Consider the following 14,527-nt stretch of genomic DNA (forward strand, 5'->3'; position numbering starts at 1 on the left):
TATCAATCAGTGAGCTCGGCCATTGGCCATGCGCTTGGCCGCGCCACTGGCAATCAGCTCGGCCAGGGCCGCCACATCCAGCAAGGCGCACATGTGCTCGATCACGGTGCCTGCCAGCCAAGGTCGCAACGTGCGCTGACTGCGCCACTTGATCTCATTTGGATCCAGGCGAATCGAACGACTGACCTGATGCACGGCCAGCCCCCACTCATAGCCTTCGACTGAGATCACATACTGCAAACCCTGGCGAAAATCATCGCGATAACGATCAGGCATTACCCAGCGCGCGGTATCCAGGACTTTCAGGTTACCGGCCGGGCACGGCAGTATGCCGAGAAACCAGTCCGGCTGGCCAAATAATGGCGTCAATTCCTGCCCCGCCAGCGGAAAGATCGAACCCAGGCATACCAGCGGCACGGCCAAGGTCAGACCGGCGACGTCGAACAACAGGCATTCGAATGGCTCCTGTGCCCACTCCGGCCGCTCTCCCGGCTGCAAGCCAGGCAGCAGATTCAGCGTTGCGGCGGGCAGATTGACCTCGATCACCGACTCAACCGACACCGGCTGAGCGACCACAGCAGGTATCGGTTCGAGCAGCGGCATGACAACCGGCTGCGGCTCAGCCAGCGCCTGCACGGGTACTGCTGAGGGCAGGCCGGCATCGCGCACCTGCTCCTCCAGCACCGCGGCCGCGAACTCGTCGATGCTGCTCTCGGCCAGTTCAACAGCAGCCTCCTGCAACAAGCTGTCCAGATAGGACTGCAAGGCCAACTGGGGACGCGTGGCGGTGGCGACGGGACGACTCATAGATGGAATCCGCAAAAATAATCTGTACAACCTATCGGCCGCAGTGGCGGCATACTTGAGCTTATCGGCTCAACATTGACCATCATCTCAAGCGACCTGCGCGGCCAACTGTTGCGCCAGCAGGTGCTTGAGCAGCGCCCGATAGGCCAGTACACCGCGGCTGTTGGGGTCAAACTGTGAGGGCGTGCGCCCTGCGCGACTGGCATCACGCAAGCGCGTGTCGATCGGAATATAGGCTGGCCACAGATGCTCGGGATAGCTGTTGCGCAGCATGCGCAAGGTGCTCAGCGAGGCCTGGGTACGCCGGTCGAACAGGGTCGGCACTATGCTGTAGGGCAACGCCTGTTTACGCGACCGGTTGATCATCGCCAGGGTGCTGACCATGCGTTCCAGGCCCTTGACTGCGAGGAACTCGGTCTGCACCGGAATCACCAGATGCTGGCTGGCCGCCAGCGCATTGACCATCAGCACGCCCAGCAGCGGCGGACTGTCGATCACCGCATGGTCGTAGCCCTGCCATAACTGCGCCAGGCTCTTGGCGATGACCAGGCCCAAGCCGTTCTGCCCAGGCGATTGACGCTCGAGCGTGGCCAATGCGGTACTCGATGGCAACAGGGCTATGCGTTCATGGCTGGTGGACAACAGCAGTTGCTCCGGCAGCCCCTGGGGGACCACGCCCTGATGCAGGAACAGATCGAAGCAGCTGTGCTCAAGCGCGTCCGGATCGTGGCCGAAATAACTGGTCATCGAGCCGTGGGGATCGAGATCGACCACGACCACGCGCTTACCGGCATCGGCCAGCAGGCCGGCCAAGGCGATGGCGGTGGTGGTCTTGCCAACACCACCCTTTTGATTGGCTACTGCCCAGACTCTCATGGTGTTTGTCCTCCCGGCATGATCCAGACCCTACCGAGAACAGGCGCTGCCCTAGGGGGCAAGCGACGGGGAATTGACGGCACCCGTTGAAGGGGCCTGCATTGCAGCTGGTGCTGCAGGTTGTGTGCCAGCCCGCTGCAGGGCGCTATCGGGGCGTGCATTGGCGCTGCCGACACCGCTCACGCTGCGGCGCACATCCAGGTTGCGCGACACCACCAGCACCACCCGGCGGTTACGTGCCCGGCCATCGGCCGTGGCGTTATCCGCCACCGGTTGAAACTCACCATAGCCCACTGATGCCAGCCGCCCAGGGTTAACCCCATCCATGGCAAGCATGCGCACGATGCTGGCCGCCCGGGAGGCAGACAACTCCCAGTTGGTTGGATACTGGGCGGTCTTGATCGGCAGGTTGTCGGTAAAGCCCTCGACATGCACCGGATTCTCATAAGGCGCCAGAATCTTGGCAATCTTCTCGATAAGGTCGAAGGCCGCATTGTTCGGCAGGGCATCGCCACTGGGGAACAACAGACTGGAACTGAGCTCGATCTCGATCCACAACTCGTTGCCGCTCACCTTCAACTGCTTGGAGTCGATCAACCCGGCAAACGCCAGGCGCATGCTGTCGGCAATGCTCTGCAGAGAGTCGGCAGGCTGACTGGCCTGCTCGTCCTCATCGACCAGCGAGCGGTCCGGTTCCGTGGTTCGCGGCCGCTCATCGCCCACCGGGATAGGCTTGATCGCACGGTCGGGCTGGTTGAACACCCCGGTCAGGCTGTCCGAGAGAATCTTGTACTTGCCCTCATTGACCGAGGACATCGAATACATCACCACGAAAAAGGCAAACAGCAGGGTAATGAAGTCGGCGTAGGAGACCAGCCAACGCTCATGATTTTCGTGCTCTTCATGGTGCCTGCGACGAGCCATGGTTACTCCATGAAGCCTTGCAGCTTCAACTCGATGGAGCGCGGGTTTTCACCTTCGGCGATCGACAGAATGCCTTCCAGCAACATCTCACGGTAACGCGACTGACGCTGGGCGACGGCCTTGAGCTTGTTGCCAATGGGCAGCAGCAGCAGGTTGGCGAAACCGACCCCGTAGATGGTGGCGACAAATGCCACGGCAATCCCGCTGCCGAGCTTGCTCGGATCGGCCAGGTTGCCCATCACATGGATCAAGCCCATCACCGCGCCAATGATGCCGATGGTCGGTGCGTAGCCGCCCATGCTTTCGAAGACCTTGGCGGCCTGGATATCGCGGCCTTCCTGGGTGTACAGATCGACCTCAAGAATGCTGCGGATGGCTTCCGGCTCGGCGCCATCGACCAGCAGCTGCAAGCCCTTGCGCGCATAAGGATCGGTCTCGGTATCGGCCATCGCCTCGAGGCCGAGCAGGCCTTCCTTGCGCGCGACCATACTCCAACCGACGACATGCTCGATGCCGCCGACCAGATCGATGTGCGGCGGGAAGAATATCCAGCGCAGAATCACCAGGGCACGCTTGAATACGCTGACCGGCGCCTGCAGGAACGCCGCGCCCAGGGTGCCGCCGATCACGATCAACGCCGCCGGGCCATTGAGCAGCGCCATGACATGACCACCCTCCAGATAGTTACCACCCAGAATGGCGACAAACGCCAGGATGACCCCTATCAGGCTCAGCACATCCATTACACACAGGCCTCTGCCAAGTGCCTACCGATGTCGTCGAGGCTGTAGATGGCGTCCACCAGATTGGCTTTGACCACCGCCATCGGCATGCCATAGATCACGCAGCTGGCCTCATCCTGCGCCCACACGTGACTGCCCTCCTGCTTGAGCAGGCGCGCACCCTCGCGCCCATCGGCGCCCATGCCGGTCAAGACCACCGCCAGCACCTTGTCATGAAAGGCCTTGGCCGCCGAGCCGAAAGTAATGTCGACACAGGGTTTGTAGTTCAGGCGCTCATCGCCCGGCAAAATCCTGATGGCGCCGCGACCGTCGATCATCATCTGCTTGCCGCCCGGAGCCAGCAGCGCCAACCCTGGACGCAACAGATCGCCATCCTCGGCTTCCTTGACGCTGATCCGGCACAGCTTGTCCAGACGCTCGGCAAATGCCTTGGTAAAAGCCGCGGGCATGTGCTGGATCAGCACCAGCGGCGCCGGGAAGTTGGCCGGCAACTGGGTCAGCACACGCTGCAGAGCCACGGGCCCCCCGGTCGAGGTGCCGATGGCCACCAGCCTGTAGGACTTGCGTTTTGGCGCACTCGTGCGCGCAGTAACCGACGTGGAGGCTGGCACAGGCACCGGGATGCTGACGCCAGGACGACCGAGGCTACTGCGCGCCGCCGGCTTTCCCAGGGTGCTGACGCTCGCTGCTGGCGCCGCGACCAGTCCGCGGCGATTGCTGCGGGCAATGCTGTGCACCTTCTCGCAGAGCAGTTGCTTGACTTTTTCCGGGTTACGCGAAATGTCTTCGAAGTTTTTCGGCAGGAAATCCACCGCCCCGGCATCCAGCGCATCGAGCGTGACGCGGGCGCCTTCGTGGGTCAGCGAGGAAAACATCAATACTGGAGTCGGGCAGCGCTGCATGATGTTACGTACCGCGGTGATGCCGTCCATCATCGGCATCTCGTAATCCATGGTGATCACGTCGGGTTTGAGCGCCAGCGCTTGATCGATGGCTTCGCGACCATTGGTCGCCGTACCGATTACCTGGATATTCGGATCGGCAGAGAGAATTTCAGAAACGCGCCGGCGAAAAAAGCCGGAATCGTCCACCACCAACACCTTAACCACTATAAACACTCCTAAACGGCGCCGAGCGAGTCGGCGCCGCGATCAATCAGATGCGCCGCGCGTAGCGCTTGAGCATGCTCGGCACGTCGAGAATCAAGGCAATACGTCCATCGCCCGTGATGGTAGCGCCAGACATACCCGGAGTGCCCTGGAGCATTTTGCCCAACGGCTTGATCACCACTTCCTCCTGACCAACCAGCTGATCGACGACGAAACCGATGCGCTGGCTACCAACAGTGAGAATCACCACATGGCCCTCGCCCGGCTCGTCATGGGCAGCGCTGCGTACCAGCCAGCGCTTGAGGTAGAACAGCGGCAGCGCCTTGTCGCGCACTATCACCACTTCCTGGCCATCGACCACGTTGGTGCGCGACAGGTCGAGGTGGAAAATCTCGTTGACGTTGACCAGCGGGAAAGCGAAGGCCTGGTTGCCCAGCATGACCATCAATGTCGGCATGATCGCCAGGGTCAGCGGTACCTTGATGACGATCTTCGAGCCCTGGCCCTTGACCGAGAACACGTTGACCGTGCCGTTGAGCTGAGAAATCTTGGTCTTCACCACGTCCATGCCGACCCCGCGGCCGGACACGTCGGATATCTCGGTCTTGGTCGAGAAGCCAGGGGCGAAGATCAGGTTGTAGCATTCGAACTCGTTGAGCCTATCGGCTGCGTCCTTGTCCAGCAGGCCCTTCTCCACGGCCTTGGCACGCAACTGATCGGCGTCCATGCCTTTGCCATCATCGGAAATCGACAGGAGGATGTGATCGCCTTCCTGCTCGGCCGAGAGCACCACCTTGCCGCCGCGCGACTTGCCCGCGGCCTCGCGCTCTTCCGGCGTTTCGATGCCGTGGTCGACGGCGTTGCGCACCAAGTGCACCAGAGGATCGGCGAGCGCCTCGACCAGGTTCTTGTCCAGGTCGGTTTCTTCACCGACCAGTTCAAGATTGATCTCTTTCTTCAGGCTGCGCGCCAGATCACGAACCAGCCGCGGGAAGCGGCCGAAGACCTTCTTGATCGGCTGCATGCGCGTCTTCATCACCGCCGTCTGCAGGTCCGCGGTGACCACATCGAGGTTGGAGACGGCTTTGGCCATGGCCTCATCGGCGCTGTTGGAGCCCAGGCGCACCAGACGGTTACGCACCAGCACCAGTTCGCCGACCATGTTCATGATCTCGTCCAGGCGCGCGGTATCCACCCGTACGGTGGTTTCCGCTTCGCTGGGTGCTGGCGCCTTTTCGGCGACCGCGGCGGTCGGTGCCGGCGCTTTCAGCGGAGTCACCTTGGCCGCGGGTTTGGCGACGGGCTGAGCGGCGGCTGCGGGTTGGGCCGCAACAGCAGCCGCTACCGGTGCTGCGGGCGTCTTGGCGAGCGCGGCCGGCTCGACAAATTTGCCCTTGCCGTGCAACTGATCGAGCAATGCCTCGAATTCATCGTCGCTGATCTCGTCGCCAGCGCCTGGCGCAACGGGCGTTGCGACCGGTGCAGATGCCACGGCCACTGCTGGGGCAACGAACTGGCCCTTGCCATGTAACTGGTCGAGCAGCGCCTCGAATTCATCGTCGCTGATCTCGTCGCCAGCGCCTGCTGCAACGGGCGCTGCAACCGGCGCAGCTGCCGCGGCCACTGCAGGTGCCGCGAACTGGCCCTTGCCATGCAACTCATCGAGCAACGACTCGAACTCGTCATCGCTGATTTCGTCGCTGCCGACGCTGCTGCTCGCCACCTTGTCAGGCGATTCGGTCAGCGCATCGAGCAACTGTTCGAATTCATTGTCGGTGATATCGCCAGACGTGGCCTCGGCGACGGCTTGTTCGACCGCAACGGCAGCAGCCGGCTCGGCAAGACGCGCCAGGGCCGCCAGCAACTCCCGGGTGGCCGGAGTCGGCGCAACGCGCTCACGCACTTCAGTGAACATGCCATTGACCGCATCGAGTGCTTCCAGCACTACATCCATCAACTCGGAGTCGACGCGCCGCTCACCCTTGCGCAGGATGTCGAAGACGTTTTCTGCGATATGGCAGCATTCAACCAACTCATTGAGCTGGAGAAAACCGGCGCCACCTTTGACGGTATGGAAACCGCGAAAAATAGCGTTGAGCAGATTCATGTCGTCCGGGCGGCTCTCAAGCTCCACCAGCTGCTCGGACAGTAGTTCAAGAATCTCGCCGGCCTCTACCAGGAAGTCCTGGAGGATTTCTTCATCGGCGCCGAAGCTCATAAGACGTGCTCCTAAAATCCCAGGCTGGAAAGCAGATCGTCGACGTCATCCTGATTGGATGCGACGTCTTCACGCTTATCGGCATGAATCTGCGGACCTTCACCGTGGGAAGGCTCTTTTTGTTGTTCTTGTTCAGCACGCAGCACGGCGTGGTCATGCTCGATACCGGCAAAACGGTCGACCTGACTGGCCATCAGCACCAGTTTGAGCAGGTTGCTTTCCACTTCGGTGACCAGTTGCGTCACCCGCTTGATCACCTGGCCAGTCAGATCCTGATAATCCTGCGCAAGCAGGATATCGTTGAGCTGGGCCGACACCTGGACGCTGTCGCGCTCACTGCTGGCGAGAAACAGTTCAATTCGCTTGGCCAGGTCACGGAAGCCATCGGCGCCCATTTCCCTGCGCATGAAACGGCCCCAATCGGCACTCAGGCTCTGCGCCTCGGCACCGATACTGTTAACCAGGGGTGAACTCTGTTCAACCAGATCCATGGTGCGATTGGCCGCTTTCTCGGTCATCGTCACCACATAGTTCAGGCGCTCGGTGGCGTCGGTGATTTGCGAGACTTCCGTGGCATGCGGTACACGTGGATCGAGCTGGAAATTGACGATGGCGTTATGCAGCTCGCGCGTCAGCTTGCCGACTTCATGATACAGACCACGGTCGCGAACCTTGTTGATATCGTTGATCAGTTGTACCGCTTCGCCAAAATCGCCGTGTTCCAGGCTATCCACCAATTGGCGAGCGTGGGTTTTCAGGGTCGACTCGAAGTCACCCTGAGTGGAATCATCGTGTTCCATAGTGCCCTCGCGGCAGACATCAGCCGTTGACCCGCTCGAAGATTTTTTCAATCTTTTCTTTCAGCACCTGGGCTGTGAACGGTTTAACCACATAGCCATTCACCCCGGCTTGTGCGGCCTCGATGATCTGATCGCGTTTCGCTTCAGCGGTCACCATCAGCACCGGCAACTGCTTCAGGCGCTCGTCTGCACGCACCGCACGTAACAAGTCGATTCCGGTCATGCCTGGCATATTCCAGTCAGTCACCAGAAAATCGAAACTGCCGCTTTGCAGCATCGGCAGTGCAGTGGTGCCGTCATCGGCCTCCGCGGTATTGGTGAACCCCAAGTCACGCAGGAGGTTCTTGATGATCCGGCGCATCGTTGAAAAGTCATCAACGATGAGGATTTTCATGTTTTTGTCCAAGTCGACCTCCGTACAGTCCCAAACGAACCCAGCACCTGGGCACGCTTTTAATCGTGAAACCGGCCTGTCAGGCCGCTGCAAAACTACTTCGCTAGATTTTCCAACGGTCTGCTGATTTAACTGCTCAGCTCGCTCGCCATTCCTCCAGTCGTGCGCGCAAGCGTGCGGCACACTGACTATGCAACTGACTGACGCGCGATTCGCTAACCCCCAGAACCTCACCAATTTCCTTGAGATTCAATTGTTCGTCGTAATACAGCGACAGCACCAGCCGCTCCCGCTCGGGCAGGTGGCTGATGGCATCGGCCAACGCCGCCTGGAACCGCTCGTCCTCAAGCTCCCGCGAGGGTTCTGGGTGAGTGGAACTGGCGTCTTCGTGCAGCCCGCCATGCTCGCCGTCCTGCAGCAAATCGTCGAAGCTGAACAGCCGGCTGCCCAAAGTGTCGCCAAGGATGCCGTAGTAATCTTCGAGACTCAATTGGAGTTCGGCCGCAACCTCCTGATCTTTAGCGTCGCGACCGGTTCTTGCTTCAATTACCCGAATTGCGTCGCTGACCATGCGGCTGTTGCGATGCACCGAACGCGGCGCCCAATCGCCTTTGCGCACCTCATCGAGCATCGAGCCGCGAATGCGAATGCCGGCGAACGTTTCGAAACTGGCACCTTTGCTGGAGTCGTATTTCTTCGAGGCTTCGAGCAGGCCGATCATCCCGGCCTGGATCAAGTCATCCACCTGCACGTTGGCCGGCAAGCGCGCCAACAAGTGATAGGCAATCCGTTTGACCAGGGGCGCGTGGCGCTCGATCAACTGGTGCTGGGCGTCCTGGGTCTGAGCCTTGCTGTACATACGGAGTCCAGAAGCTGCTGTCATATGGCCGTATCCGCGGTCGGTTGCTGCACCAGGCGCTCGACGAAAAACTCCAGATGGCCGCGTGGATTGGCCGGTAGCGGCCAGGCATCGACTTTCTGGGCAATCGCTTTGAACGCCAGGGAACACTTCGAACGCGGGAAAGCTTCGTAGACCGCACGCTGTTTTTGCACGGCCTTGCGTACCGATTCATCGTAAGGCACCGCGCCGACATATTGCAGCGCGACGTCGAGGAAGCGGTCGGTAACCTTGGTCAACTTAGCAAACAGGTTGCGGCCTTCCTGTGGGCTGTGCGCCATATTTGCCAGAACGCGGAAACGGCTCATGCCGTGGTCGCGATTGAGCAGCTTGATCAGGGCGTAGGCGTCAGTGATCGAGGTTGGCTCGTCACACACCACCACCAGCACTTCCTGGGCGGCGCGTACGAAGCTGACCACTGAATCGCCAATCCCGGCGGCGGTATCGACAATCAACACATCGAGGTTTTCGCTGATGTCGCTGAAGGCTTGAATCAGCCCGGCATGCTGCATGGGCGAGAGCTGCACCATGCTTTGCGTACCGGAGGCGGCGGGTACGATACGAATGCCGCCGGGGCCTTGCAGCACCACGTCACGCAGCTCGCACTCGCCACTGATCACATCGGCCAGCGTACGCTTGGCCGTGAGGCCAAGCAGCACGTCGATGTTGGCCAGACCCAAGTCGGCGTCCATCACCATCACCCGCCGACCGAGATCAGCCAGGGCCATCGCCAGATTCACCGACACATTGGTCTTGCCGACGCCACCCTTGCCGCCGGTCACCGCAATCACCTGTACGGGATGCATACCCATGTTATCTACACACCTTGTCTGACTTCGACTGGAACCATGTGGCTGCCTGCACTCCGCCAATCCACTGCCGGGTACCACGCGCTGCCGCATTTCGCTTGATCATTGCCGCTATGGCCATTAACCGGCGCGTCGCGCCGGGTGCTGATAAAGCCCGGCGAACATTTCGGCCATTGTATCTTCACTTGGGTCCTCGGCGCTTTGCAGCCCCACTGCACGACTCACCAGCTGATGGCTGCGCGGCACCTGCAAATCATCCGGAATCCGTGGACCATCGGTGAGATAGGCTACCGGTAGACGCTGGCCAATAGCCAGACCTAAAACCTCGCCCAGGCTGGTGGCTTCATCCAGCTTGGTCAGGATGCAACCGGAAAGACCGCAGCGCTTGTAGCTGTGGTAGGCGGCCTTGAGCACCTGGCTCTGGCTGGTAGCCGCCAGGACCAGGTAATTCTTGGCCTTGACTCCGCGACTGGCCAGGGTTTCCAGCTGCATGCGCAGGGCGGGATCACTGGCCGGCAAGCCGGCGCTATCGATCAAGACCACACGCTTGCGTGCCAGCGGCACCAGCGCCTGGGTCAGCGACTGACCGGGATCGACCAGGGTCACCGGCACATTGAGGATCCGCCCCAGGGTCTTCAGTTGTTCCTGGGCGCCAATCCGATAGCTGTCCAGACTGACCAGGGCGACATGCTGGGCGCCGTACTTGAGCACATAACGCGCGGCCAGCTTGGCCAGAGTCGTGGTTTTACCCATGCCGGCCGGACCGACCAGGGCGATCACCCCACCCTCTTCCAGCGGCTCCTGCTGCGGCGTTTGAATCGCATGGGCCAGGTGAGCGAGCAGCATGCCCCAGGCCTGGCGAGGTTCGGCGACATTCGCCACACGCTCGAGCAACACCCGCGACAACTCGGCGGGCAAGCCCATGCGCTGCAGACGCCGCCAGAGATTGGCCTGCTGCGGCCGACGCGTCTGCATCTGCCCCCAGGCCATGGAACCCAGCTGCACTTCGAGCAATTCACGCAAACCGTGCAATTCGGAGCGCATGGCCTCGAGTGCACCCTGGTCGCCGCTGGCCATTGGCGCTGGCGCTGCCATATGCAGGGCGGTGTCCAGGTTGTCGAGCGGCGCCACCGGCTCTTCAGCGAACAGCTGGCGGTCCTTGCTGGCGTCGGCCTGAGTACGCGTGACCAGCTCGGCCTGCGCCGAGGCGATGCGAGCTTGAGTCTGGCGCAGCTCGGCTTCCAGCGCCGCGTTCGGTTGCCGAGCAGGTGCGGCGGGGATCTGGTAGTCCAGTGCGGCGGTCAGCTCGACACCGCCGGCAACCCGACGGTTACCGATGATCGAGGCGTCCGCGCCCAACTCATCGCGGACCAGCTTCATGGCTTGGCGCATATCGGCAGCGAAAAAGCGTTTGACCTGCATGGCCTGTTACCTCGGTTAATTCTGCCCCACCGTTGCGACGATGGTGACCTGCTTGTTGTCCGGGATTTCCTGGTAAGCCAGCACATGCACACTTGGCACTGCCAACCGTGCAAACCGCGAGAGCATCGCCCGAACCGGTCCGGCTACCAGCAGGATCACTGGCTTGCCGAGCATTTCCTGGCGCTGCGCTGCTTCCACCAGGGAACGCTGCAGCTTCTCGGCCATGCCCGGTTCCAGGAGGATGCCCTCCTCGGAGCCTTGACCGGCCTTCTGTAGACTGTTTAGCAATATCTGTTCCAACCTTGGCTCAAGGGTGATCACAGGCAGCTCCAGCTCTAGTCCCACGATGCTTTGCACGATGGCGCGAGCCAAGGCGACCCGCACTGCCGCAACCATCGCGGCGGGATCTTGACTCTTAGGCGCCACGTTGGCGATGGCTTCGGCGATGGTGCGGATGTCGCGCACCGGAACCTGCTCCTGCAGCAGCGCCTGCAACACCTTGAGCAGGGTCGACAGCGACACCAGGCCCGGCACCAGCTCCTCGGCCAACTTCGGCGAACTTTTCGCCAGCAACTGCATGAGCTGCTGCACTTCCTCGTGGCCAAGCAGCTCATGCGCGTGCTTGTGCAAGACCTGGTTGAGGTGGGTCGCGACCACGGTGCTGGCATCGACCACGGTGTAACCCAGCGATTGCGCCTGATCGCGCTGGCCCGGGTCGATCCACACCGCCTCCAGACCGAACGCCGGATCTTTGGCGGCAACCCCATTGAGGGTGCCGAATACCTGACCCGGATTGATCGCCAATTCGCGATCCGGGTAGACCTCGGCCTCGGCCACGCTGACGCCCATCAAGGTCAAGCGGTAGGCGCTGGGCTGCAGGTCGAGGTTGTCGCGGATATGCACCGAAGGCATGAGAAAGCCCATCTCCTGGGAGAGCTTCTTGCGCACGCCCTTGATCCGCGCGAGCAACTGGCCACCCTGGTTGCGGTCGACCAGCGGAATCAGCCGGTAGCCGACCTCCAGGCCGACCATGTCCACCGGCATGACATCGTCCCAACCAAGCTCCTTGACCTCCTGGGCGCGCTGGGCGGGCAGCAGTTCCTGCTGGCGCTGCACCTCATGCACTTCCTCTGCCTTGGCCTTGCGCTGCTTGTTGGCGATCCAGTAGGCACCGCCCGCAGCGACCAGACCGAGACTGATAAAGGAAAAATGCGGCATGCCGGGCACCAGGCCCATGGCGATCATGATCGCCGCGGCCACGGCCAGGGCGCGCGGCGAGGCGAACATCTGCCGATTGACCTGAGCGCCCATGTCTTCCGAGCTGGAGACGCGGGTGACCATGATCGCCGCAGCGGTCGACAGCAGCAGCGAGGGGATCTGGGCGACCAGGCCGTCACCGATGGTCAGCAGGGTGTAGACCTTGCCGGCATCGGCAAAACTCAAGCCGTGCTGGAAGATGCCGATGGCGATACCACCGATCAGGTTGATGAACAGGATCAGCAGGCCAGCGACCGCATCGCCACGGACGAACTTGCTGGCACCGTCCATGGAGCCGTAGAAGTCGGCCTCCTGGGACACTTCGGCGCGGCGTATCTTGGCTTCCGCCTGCTCGATCAGGCCGGCATTCAGGTCCGCGTCGATGGCCATCTGCTTGCCGGGCATGGCATCCAGGGTAAAACGCGCGCTGACCTCGGAAATCCGCCCGGCCCCCTTGGTCACCACCACGAAGTTGATGATCATGAGGATGGCAAACACCACGATACCGACCACGTAGTTGCCGCCGATCACCACTTCGCCGAAGGCCTGGATCACCTGCCCCGCCGCACCATGACCGTCATGACCGTTGAGCAATACCACGCGGGTGGACGCGACGTTCAGCGCCAGCCGGAGCAAGGTCGCCGCCAGCAAGATGGTCGGGAAAACCGCGAAATCCAGCGGCCGCAAGGAATAGATGCCGACCAGCAGCACCACGATCGACAGGGCGATGCTGAAGGTAAACAACACGTCGAGCAGGAACGGCGGAATCGGCAGCATGACCATGCCGAGCATGACCAGCAGCATCAAGGGGATGCCCAGATTGCCCTGACGCAACCCCGACAGGTTGCTGCGCACGTTACCGACCATTTGTGAGCGATCTACTGCCACATCCCTACCCCAGCCAATTCAATCTTTTGACGCTAATTGCGCCTTTGCCTAGGGATTTGCAAGAAGCTGTCCAACTTTGACGGCACGGGGAATATGCGATGGGGGCCGAGCACATCGGCAGTGCGGGCTGGACCAGACCGTCTCGCCAAGCCGCAGGTGATGTTCGCGCAGGACAGCCGATTACCCAGGGCGTGACCCACGCCATGTCGGCTTACACGCACCTGCCGGCACGGTCCTCGCGACCTACTCGTCGCGGCGTAAATCCGGCGGAATCGGCAAATCCGGCAACGGCGCCGGGCGCTTGCCTTTGCCAGCCTGGTACTGGCGAATCTGGTAGACGTAGGCCAGCACCTGGGCCACCGCCAGGTACAACCCGGCCGGGATTTCCTGGTCCAGCTCGGTGGAATAGAACACCGCGCGCGCCAGCGCCGGCGACTCCAGCAGCATGACCTGGTGCTCCTGAGCGATCTCGCGAATCTTCAAGGCGGTAAAGTCGCCGCCCTTGGCCAACAACACCGGCGCACTGCCTTTGGCCGGGTCGTATTTCAAGGCCACGGCGAAGTGGGTCGGGTTGGTGATCACCACGTCTGCCTGCGGCACCGCCTGCATCATGCGCCGCTCGGTCATCTCGCGCTGCAACTGGCGGATCCGCTGCTTGACCTCGGGCTTGCCCTCACTGTCCTTGTATTCGTCGCGCACTTCCTGCTTGGTCATCATCATCTTCTGCTTGTTGTCCCAGAGCTGAAACGGCACATCCACCGCCGCAATCAACACCAGCCCGCAGGCCATCCACAGCGCGCTCCAGCCAACCACCTGGGCCGCGTGCATAATCGCCGACTCCAGCGGTTCATGAGCGATCGCCAGCAGGTCGCCGACATTTGCCGCCAGCACCGCCAGTGCCACGGTAAGCACGAGCGTGAACTTGGCCAGTGCCTTGAGCAGCTCGACCAGCGCCTTGGCCGAGAACATCCGCTTGAGCCCCGCCAGCGGATCCATCCGGCTGATCTTGGGCGCCATGGCCTTGGCCGAGAACAGCCAGCCGCCCAAGGCAATCGGCCCGACGATCGAGGCAATCAGCAATGCCAGAAACAATGGCAGCATGGCGTCCACGGCAACTTTTCCCGAGGCCAGCAGCCCGATCGCCATGGAGCGCTCATCCATGATGACCTCGCGCGGCAGGGAAAAATTACTGCTCATGATGGATATCAAGGCGCTGCCCAGGCTGCCGCCAAAAGCCAGCAAGCCGCCAGTTCCGGCCAGCATGATCGCCAGGGTATTGAGCTCGCGGGAGCGAGCAATCTGACCTTTCTCACGGGATTCACGAAGGCGTTTCTCCGTGGGTTCTTCGCTTTTATCGGCACCGCTTTCCGATTCGGCCATGA

13 protein-coding genes are annotated in these 14,527 nt (G+C 61.5%); all 13 read right to left on the bottom strand.

Going from position 1 to position 14,527, the window contains the following annotated elements; all coding sequences use genetic code 11:
• Nucleotides 1–6: 6 nt before the first annotated feature.
• The gene (locus LJY18_RS10210) at nucleotides 7–807 is read right to left on the bottom strand and encodes a CheW domain-containing protein (RefSeq protein ID WP_238041687.1); all 801 of its coding nucleotides are present in this window, start codon (nucleotides 805–807) and stop codon (nucleotides 7–9) included.
• An 87-nt stretch (nucleotides 808–894) separates the two neighbouring features.
• Nucleotides 895–1,683, bottom strand: a complete 789-nt coding sequence (locus LJY18_RS10215; RefSeq protein ID WP_238041688.1) for a ParA family protein — start codon at nucleotides 1,681–1,683, stop codon at nucleotides 895–897.
• Nucleotides 1,684–1,734: 51 nt separating this feature from the next.
• The gene (motD, locus tag LJY18_RS10220) at nucleotides 1,735–2,607 is read right to left on the bottom strand and encodes a flagellar motor protein MotD (RefSeq protein WP_238041689.1); all 873 of its coding nucleotides are present in this window, start codon (nucleotides 2,605–2,607) and stop codon (nucleotides 1,735–1,737) included.
• A 2-nt stretch (nucleotides 2,608–2,609) separates the two neighbouring features.
• Nucleotides 2,610–3,350, bottom strand: a complete 741-nt coding sequence (locus tag LJY18_RS10225) for a flagellar motor protein (RefSeq protein ID WP_238041690.1) — start codon at nucleotides 3,348–3,350, stop codon at nucleotides 2,610–2,612.
• Nucleotides 3,350–4,462, bottom strand: a complete 1,113-nt coding sequence (locus LJY18_RS10230; protein WP_238041870.1) for a protein-glutamate methylesterase/protein-glutamine glutaminase — start codon at nucleotides 4,460–4,462, stop codon at nucleotides 3,350–3,352. The genes LJY18_RS10225 and LJY18_RS10230 overlap by 1 nt, the downstream gene beginning before the upstream one ends.
• A 43-nt stretch (nucleotides 4,463–4,505) precedes the next feature.
• Nucleotides 4,506–6,677 (bottom strand): chemotaxis protein CheA, encoded by a 2,172-nt coding sequence (locus tag LJY18_RS10235; protein WP_238041691.1) that lies wholly within the window; start codon nucleotides 6,675–6,677, stop codon nucleotides 4,506–4,508.
• 11 nt (nucleotides 6,678–6,688) lie between these two features.
• Nucleotides 6,689–7,477 carry a protein phosphatase CheZ gene (locus LJY18_RS10240; protein WP_238041692.1) on the bottom strand — a complete coding sequence of 263 codons (789 nt, stop codon included), beginning with the start codon at nucleotides 7,475–7,477 and terminating at the stop codon, nucleotides 6,689–6,691.
• Nucleotides 7,478–7,496: 19 nt separating this feature from the next.
• Nucleotides 7,497–7,871, bottom strand: a complete 375-nt coding sequence (locus tag LJY18_RS10245; RefSeq protein ID WP_177345177.1) for a chemotaxis response regulator CheY — start codon at nucleotides 7,869–7,871, stop codon at nucleotides 7,497–7,499.
• Between the two features lie 136 nt (nucleotides 7,872–8,007).
• Nucleotides 8,008–8,754: an RNA polymerase sigma factor FliA gene (gene fliA, locus LJY18_RS10250; protein ID WP_238041693.1), complete on the bottom strand. Its 747-nt coding sequence runs from the start codon at nucleotides 8,752–8,754 to the stop codon at nucleotides 8,008–8,010.
• Complete coding sequence (fleN, locus tag LJY18_RS10255; RefSeq protein WP_238041694.1) at nucleotides 8,751–9,581, bottom strand: flagellar synthesis regulator FleN; 831 nt, start codon at nucleotides 9,579–9,581, stop codon at nucleotides 8,751–8,753. The genes fliA and fleN overlap by 4 nt, the downstream gene beginning before the upstream one ends.
• 117 nt (nucleotides 9,582–9,698) lie before the next feature.
• On the bottom strand, nucleotides 9,699–11,000 hold the full coding sequence (gene flhF, locus LJY18_RS10260; protein ID WP_238041695.1) for a flagellar biosynthesis protein FlhF: 1,302 nt from the start codon (nucleotides 10,998–11,000) through the stop codon (nucleotides 9,699–9,701).
• Nucleotides 11,001–11,015: 15 nt separating this feature from the next.
• Complete coding sequence (gene flhA, locus LJY18_RS10265; protein WP_238041871.1) at nucleotides 11,016–13,124, bottom strand: flagellar biosynthesis protein FlhA; 2,109 nt, start codon at nucleotides 13,122–13,124, stop codon at nucleotides 11,016–11,018.
• Between the two features lie 264 nt (nucleotides 13,125–13,388).
• The gene (gene flhB, locus LJY18_RS10270) at nucleotides 13,389–14,525 is read right to left on the bottom strand and encodes a flagellar biosynthesis protein FlhB (protein WP_238041696.1); all 1,137 of its coding nucleotides are present in this window, start codon (nucleotides 14,523–14,525) and stop codon (nucleotides 13,389–13,391) included.
• Between the last annotated feature and the right edge of the window lie 2 nt (nucleotides 14,526–14,527).

The sequence above is a fragment of the Pseudomonas sp. MMS21 TM103 genome (assembly GCF_022132145.1).
In the GTDB taxonomy this organism is placed as follows: Bacteria; Pseudomonadota; Gammaproteobacteria; order Pseudomonadales; family Pseudomonadaceae; genus Aquipseudomonas.

What these genes read in the sequence shown, in the direction of transcription:
- LJY18_RS10210 (WP_238041687.1), bottom strand. Translation starts at nt 807, where the DNA reads ATGAGTCGTCCCGTCGCCACCGCCACGCGTCCCCAGTTGGCCTTGCAG.
- flhB (WP_238041696.1), bottom strand. Translation starts at nt 14,525, where the DNA reads ATGGCCGAATCGGAAAGCGGTGCCGATAAAAGCGAAGAACCCACGGAG.
- LJY18_RS10225 (WP_238041690.1), bottom strand. Translation starts at nt 3,350, where the DNA reads ATGGATGTGCTGAGCCTGATAGGGGTCATCCTGGCGTTTGTCGCCATT.
- flhF (WP_238041695.1), bottom strand. Translation starts at nt 11,000, where the DNA reads ATGCAGGTCAAACGCTTTTTCGCTGCCGATATGCGCCAAGCCATGAAG.
- flhA (WP_238041871.1), bottom strand. Translation starts at nt 13,124, where the DNA reads ATGGTCGGTAACGTGCGCAGCAACCTGTCGGGGTTGCGTCAGGGCAAT.
- fliA (WP_238041693.1), bottom strand. Translation starts at nt 8,754, where the DNA reads ATGACAGCAGCTTCTGGACTCCGTATGTACAGCAAGGCTCAGACCCAG.
- motD (WP_238041689.1), bottom strand. Translation starts at nt 2,607, where the DNA reads ATGGCTCGTCGCAGGCACCATGAAGAGCACGAAAATCATGAGCGTTGG.
- fleN (WP_238041694.1), bottom strand. Translation starts at nt 9,581, where the DNA reads ATGGGTATGCATCCCGTACAGGTGATTGCGGTGACCGGCGGCAAGGGT.
- LJY18_RS10240 (WP_238041692.1), bottom strand. Translation starts at nt 7,477, where the DNA reads ATGGAACACGATGATTCCACTCAGGGTGACTTCGAGTCGACCCTGAAA.
- LJY18_RS10245 (WP_177345177.1), bottom strand. Translation starts at nt 7,871, where the DNA reads ATGAAAATCCTCATCGTTGATGACTTTTCAACGATGCGCCGGATCATC.
- LJY18_RS10235 (WP_238041691.1), bottom strand. Translation starts at nt 6,677, where the DNA reads ATGAGCTTCGGCGCCGATGAAGAAATCCTCCAGGACTTCCTGGTAGAG.
- LJY18_RS10215 (WP_238041688.1), bottom strand. Translation starts at nt 1,683, where the DNA reads ATGAGAGTCTGGGCAGTAGCCAATCAAAAGGGTGGTGTTGGCAAGACC.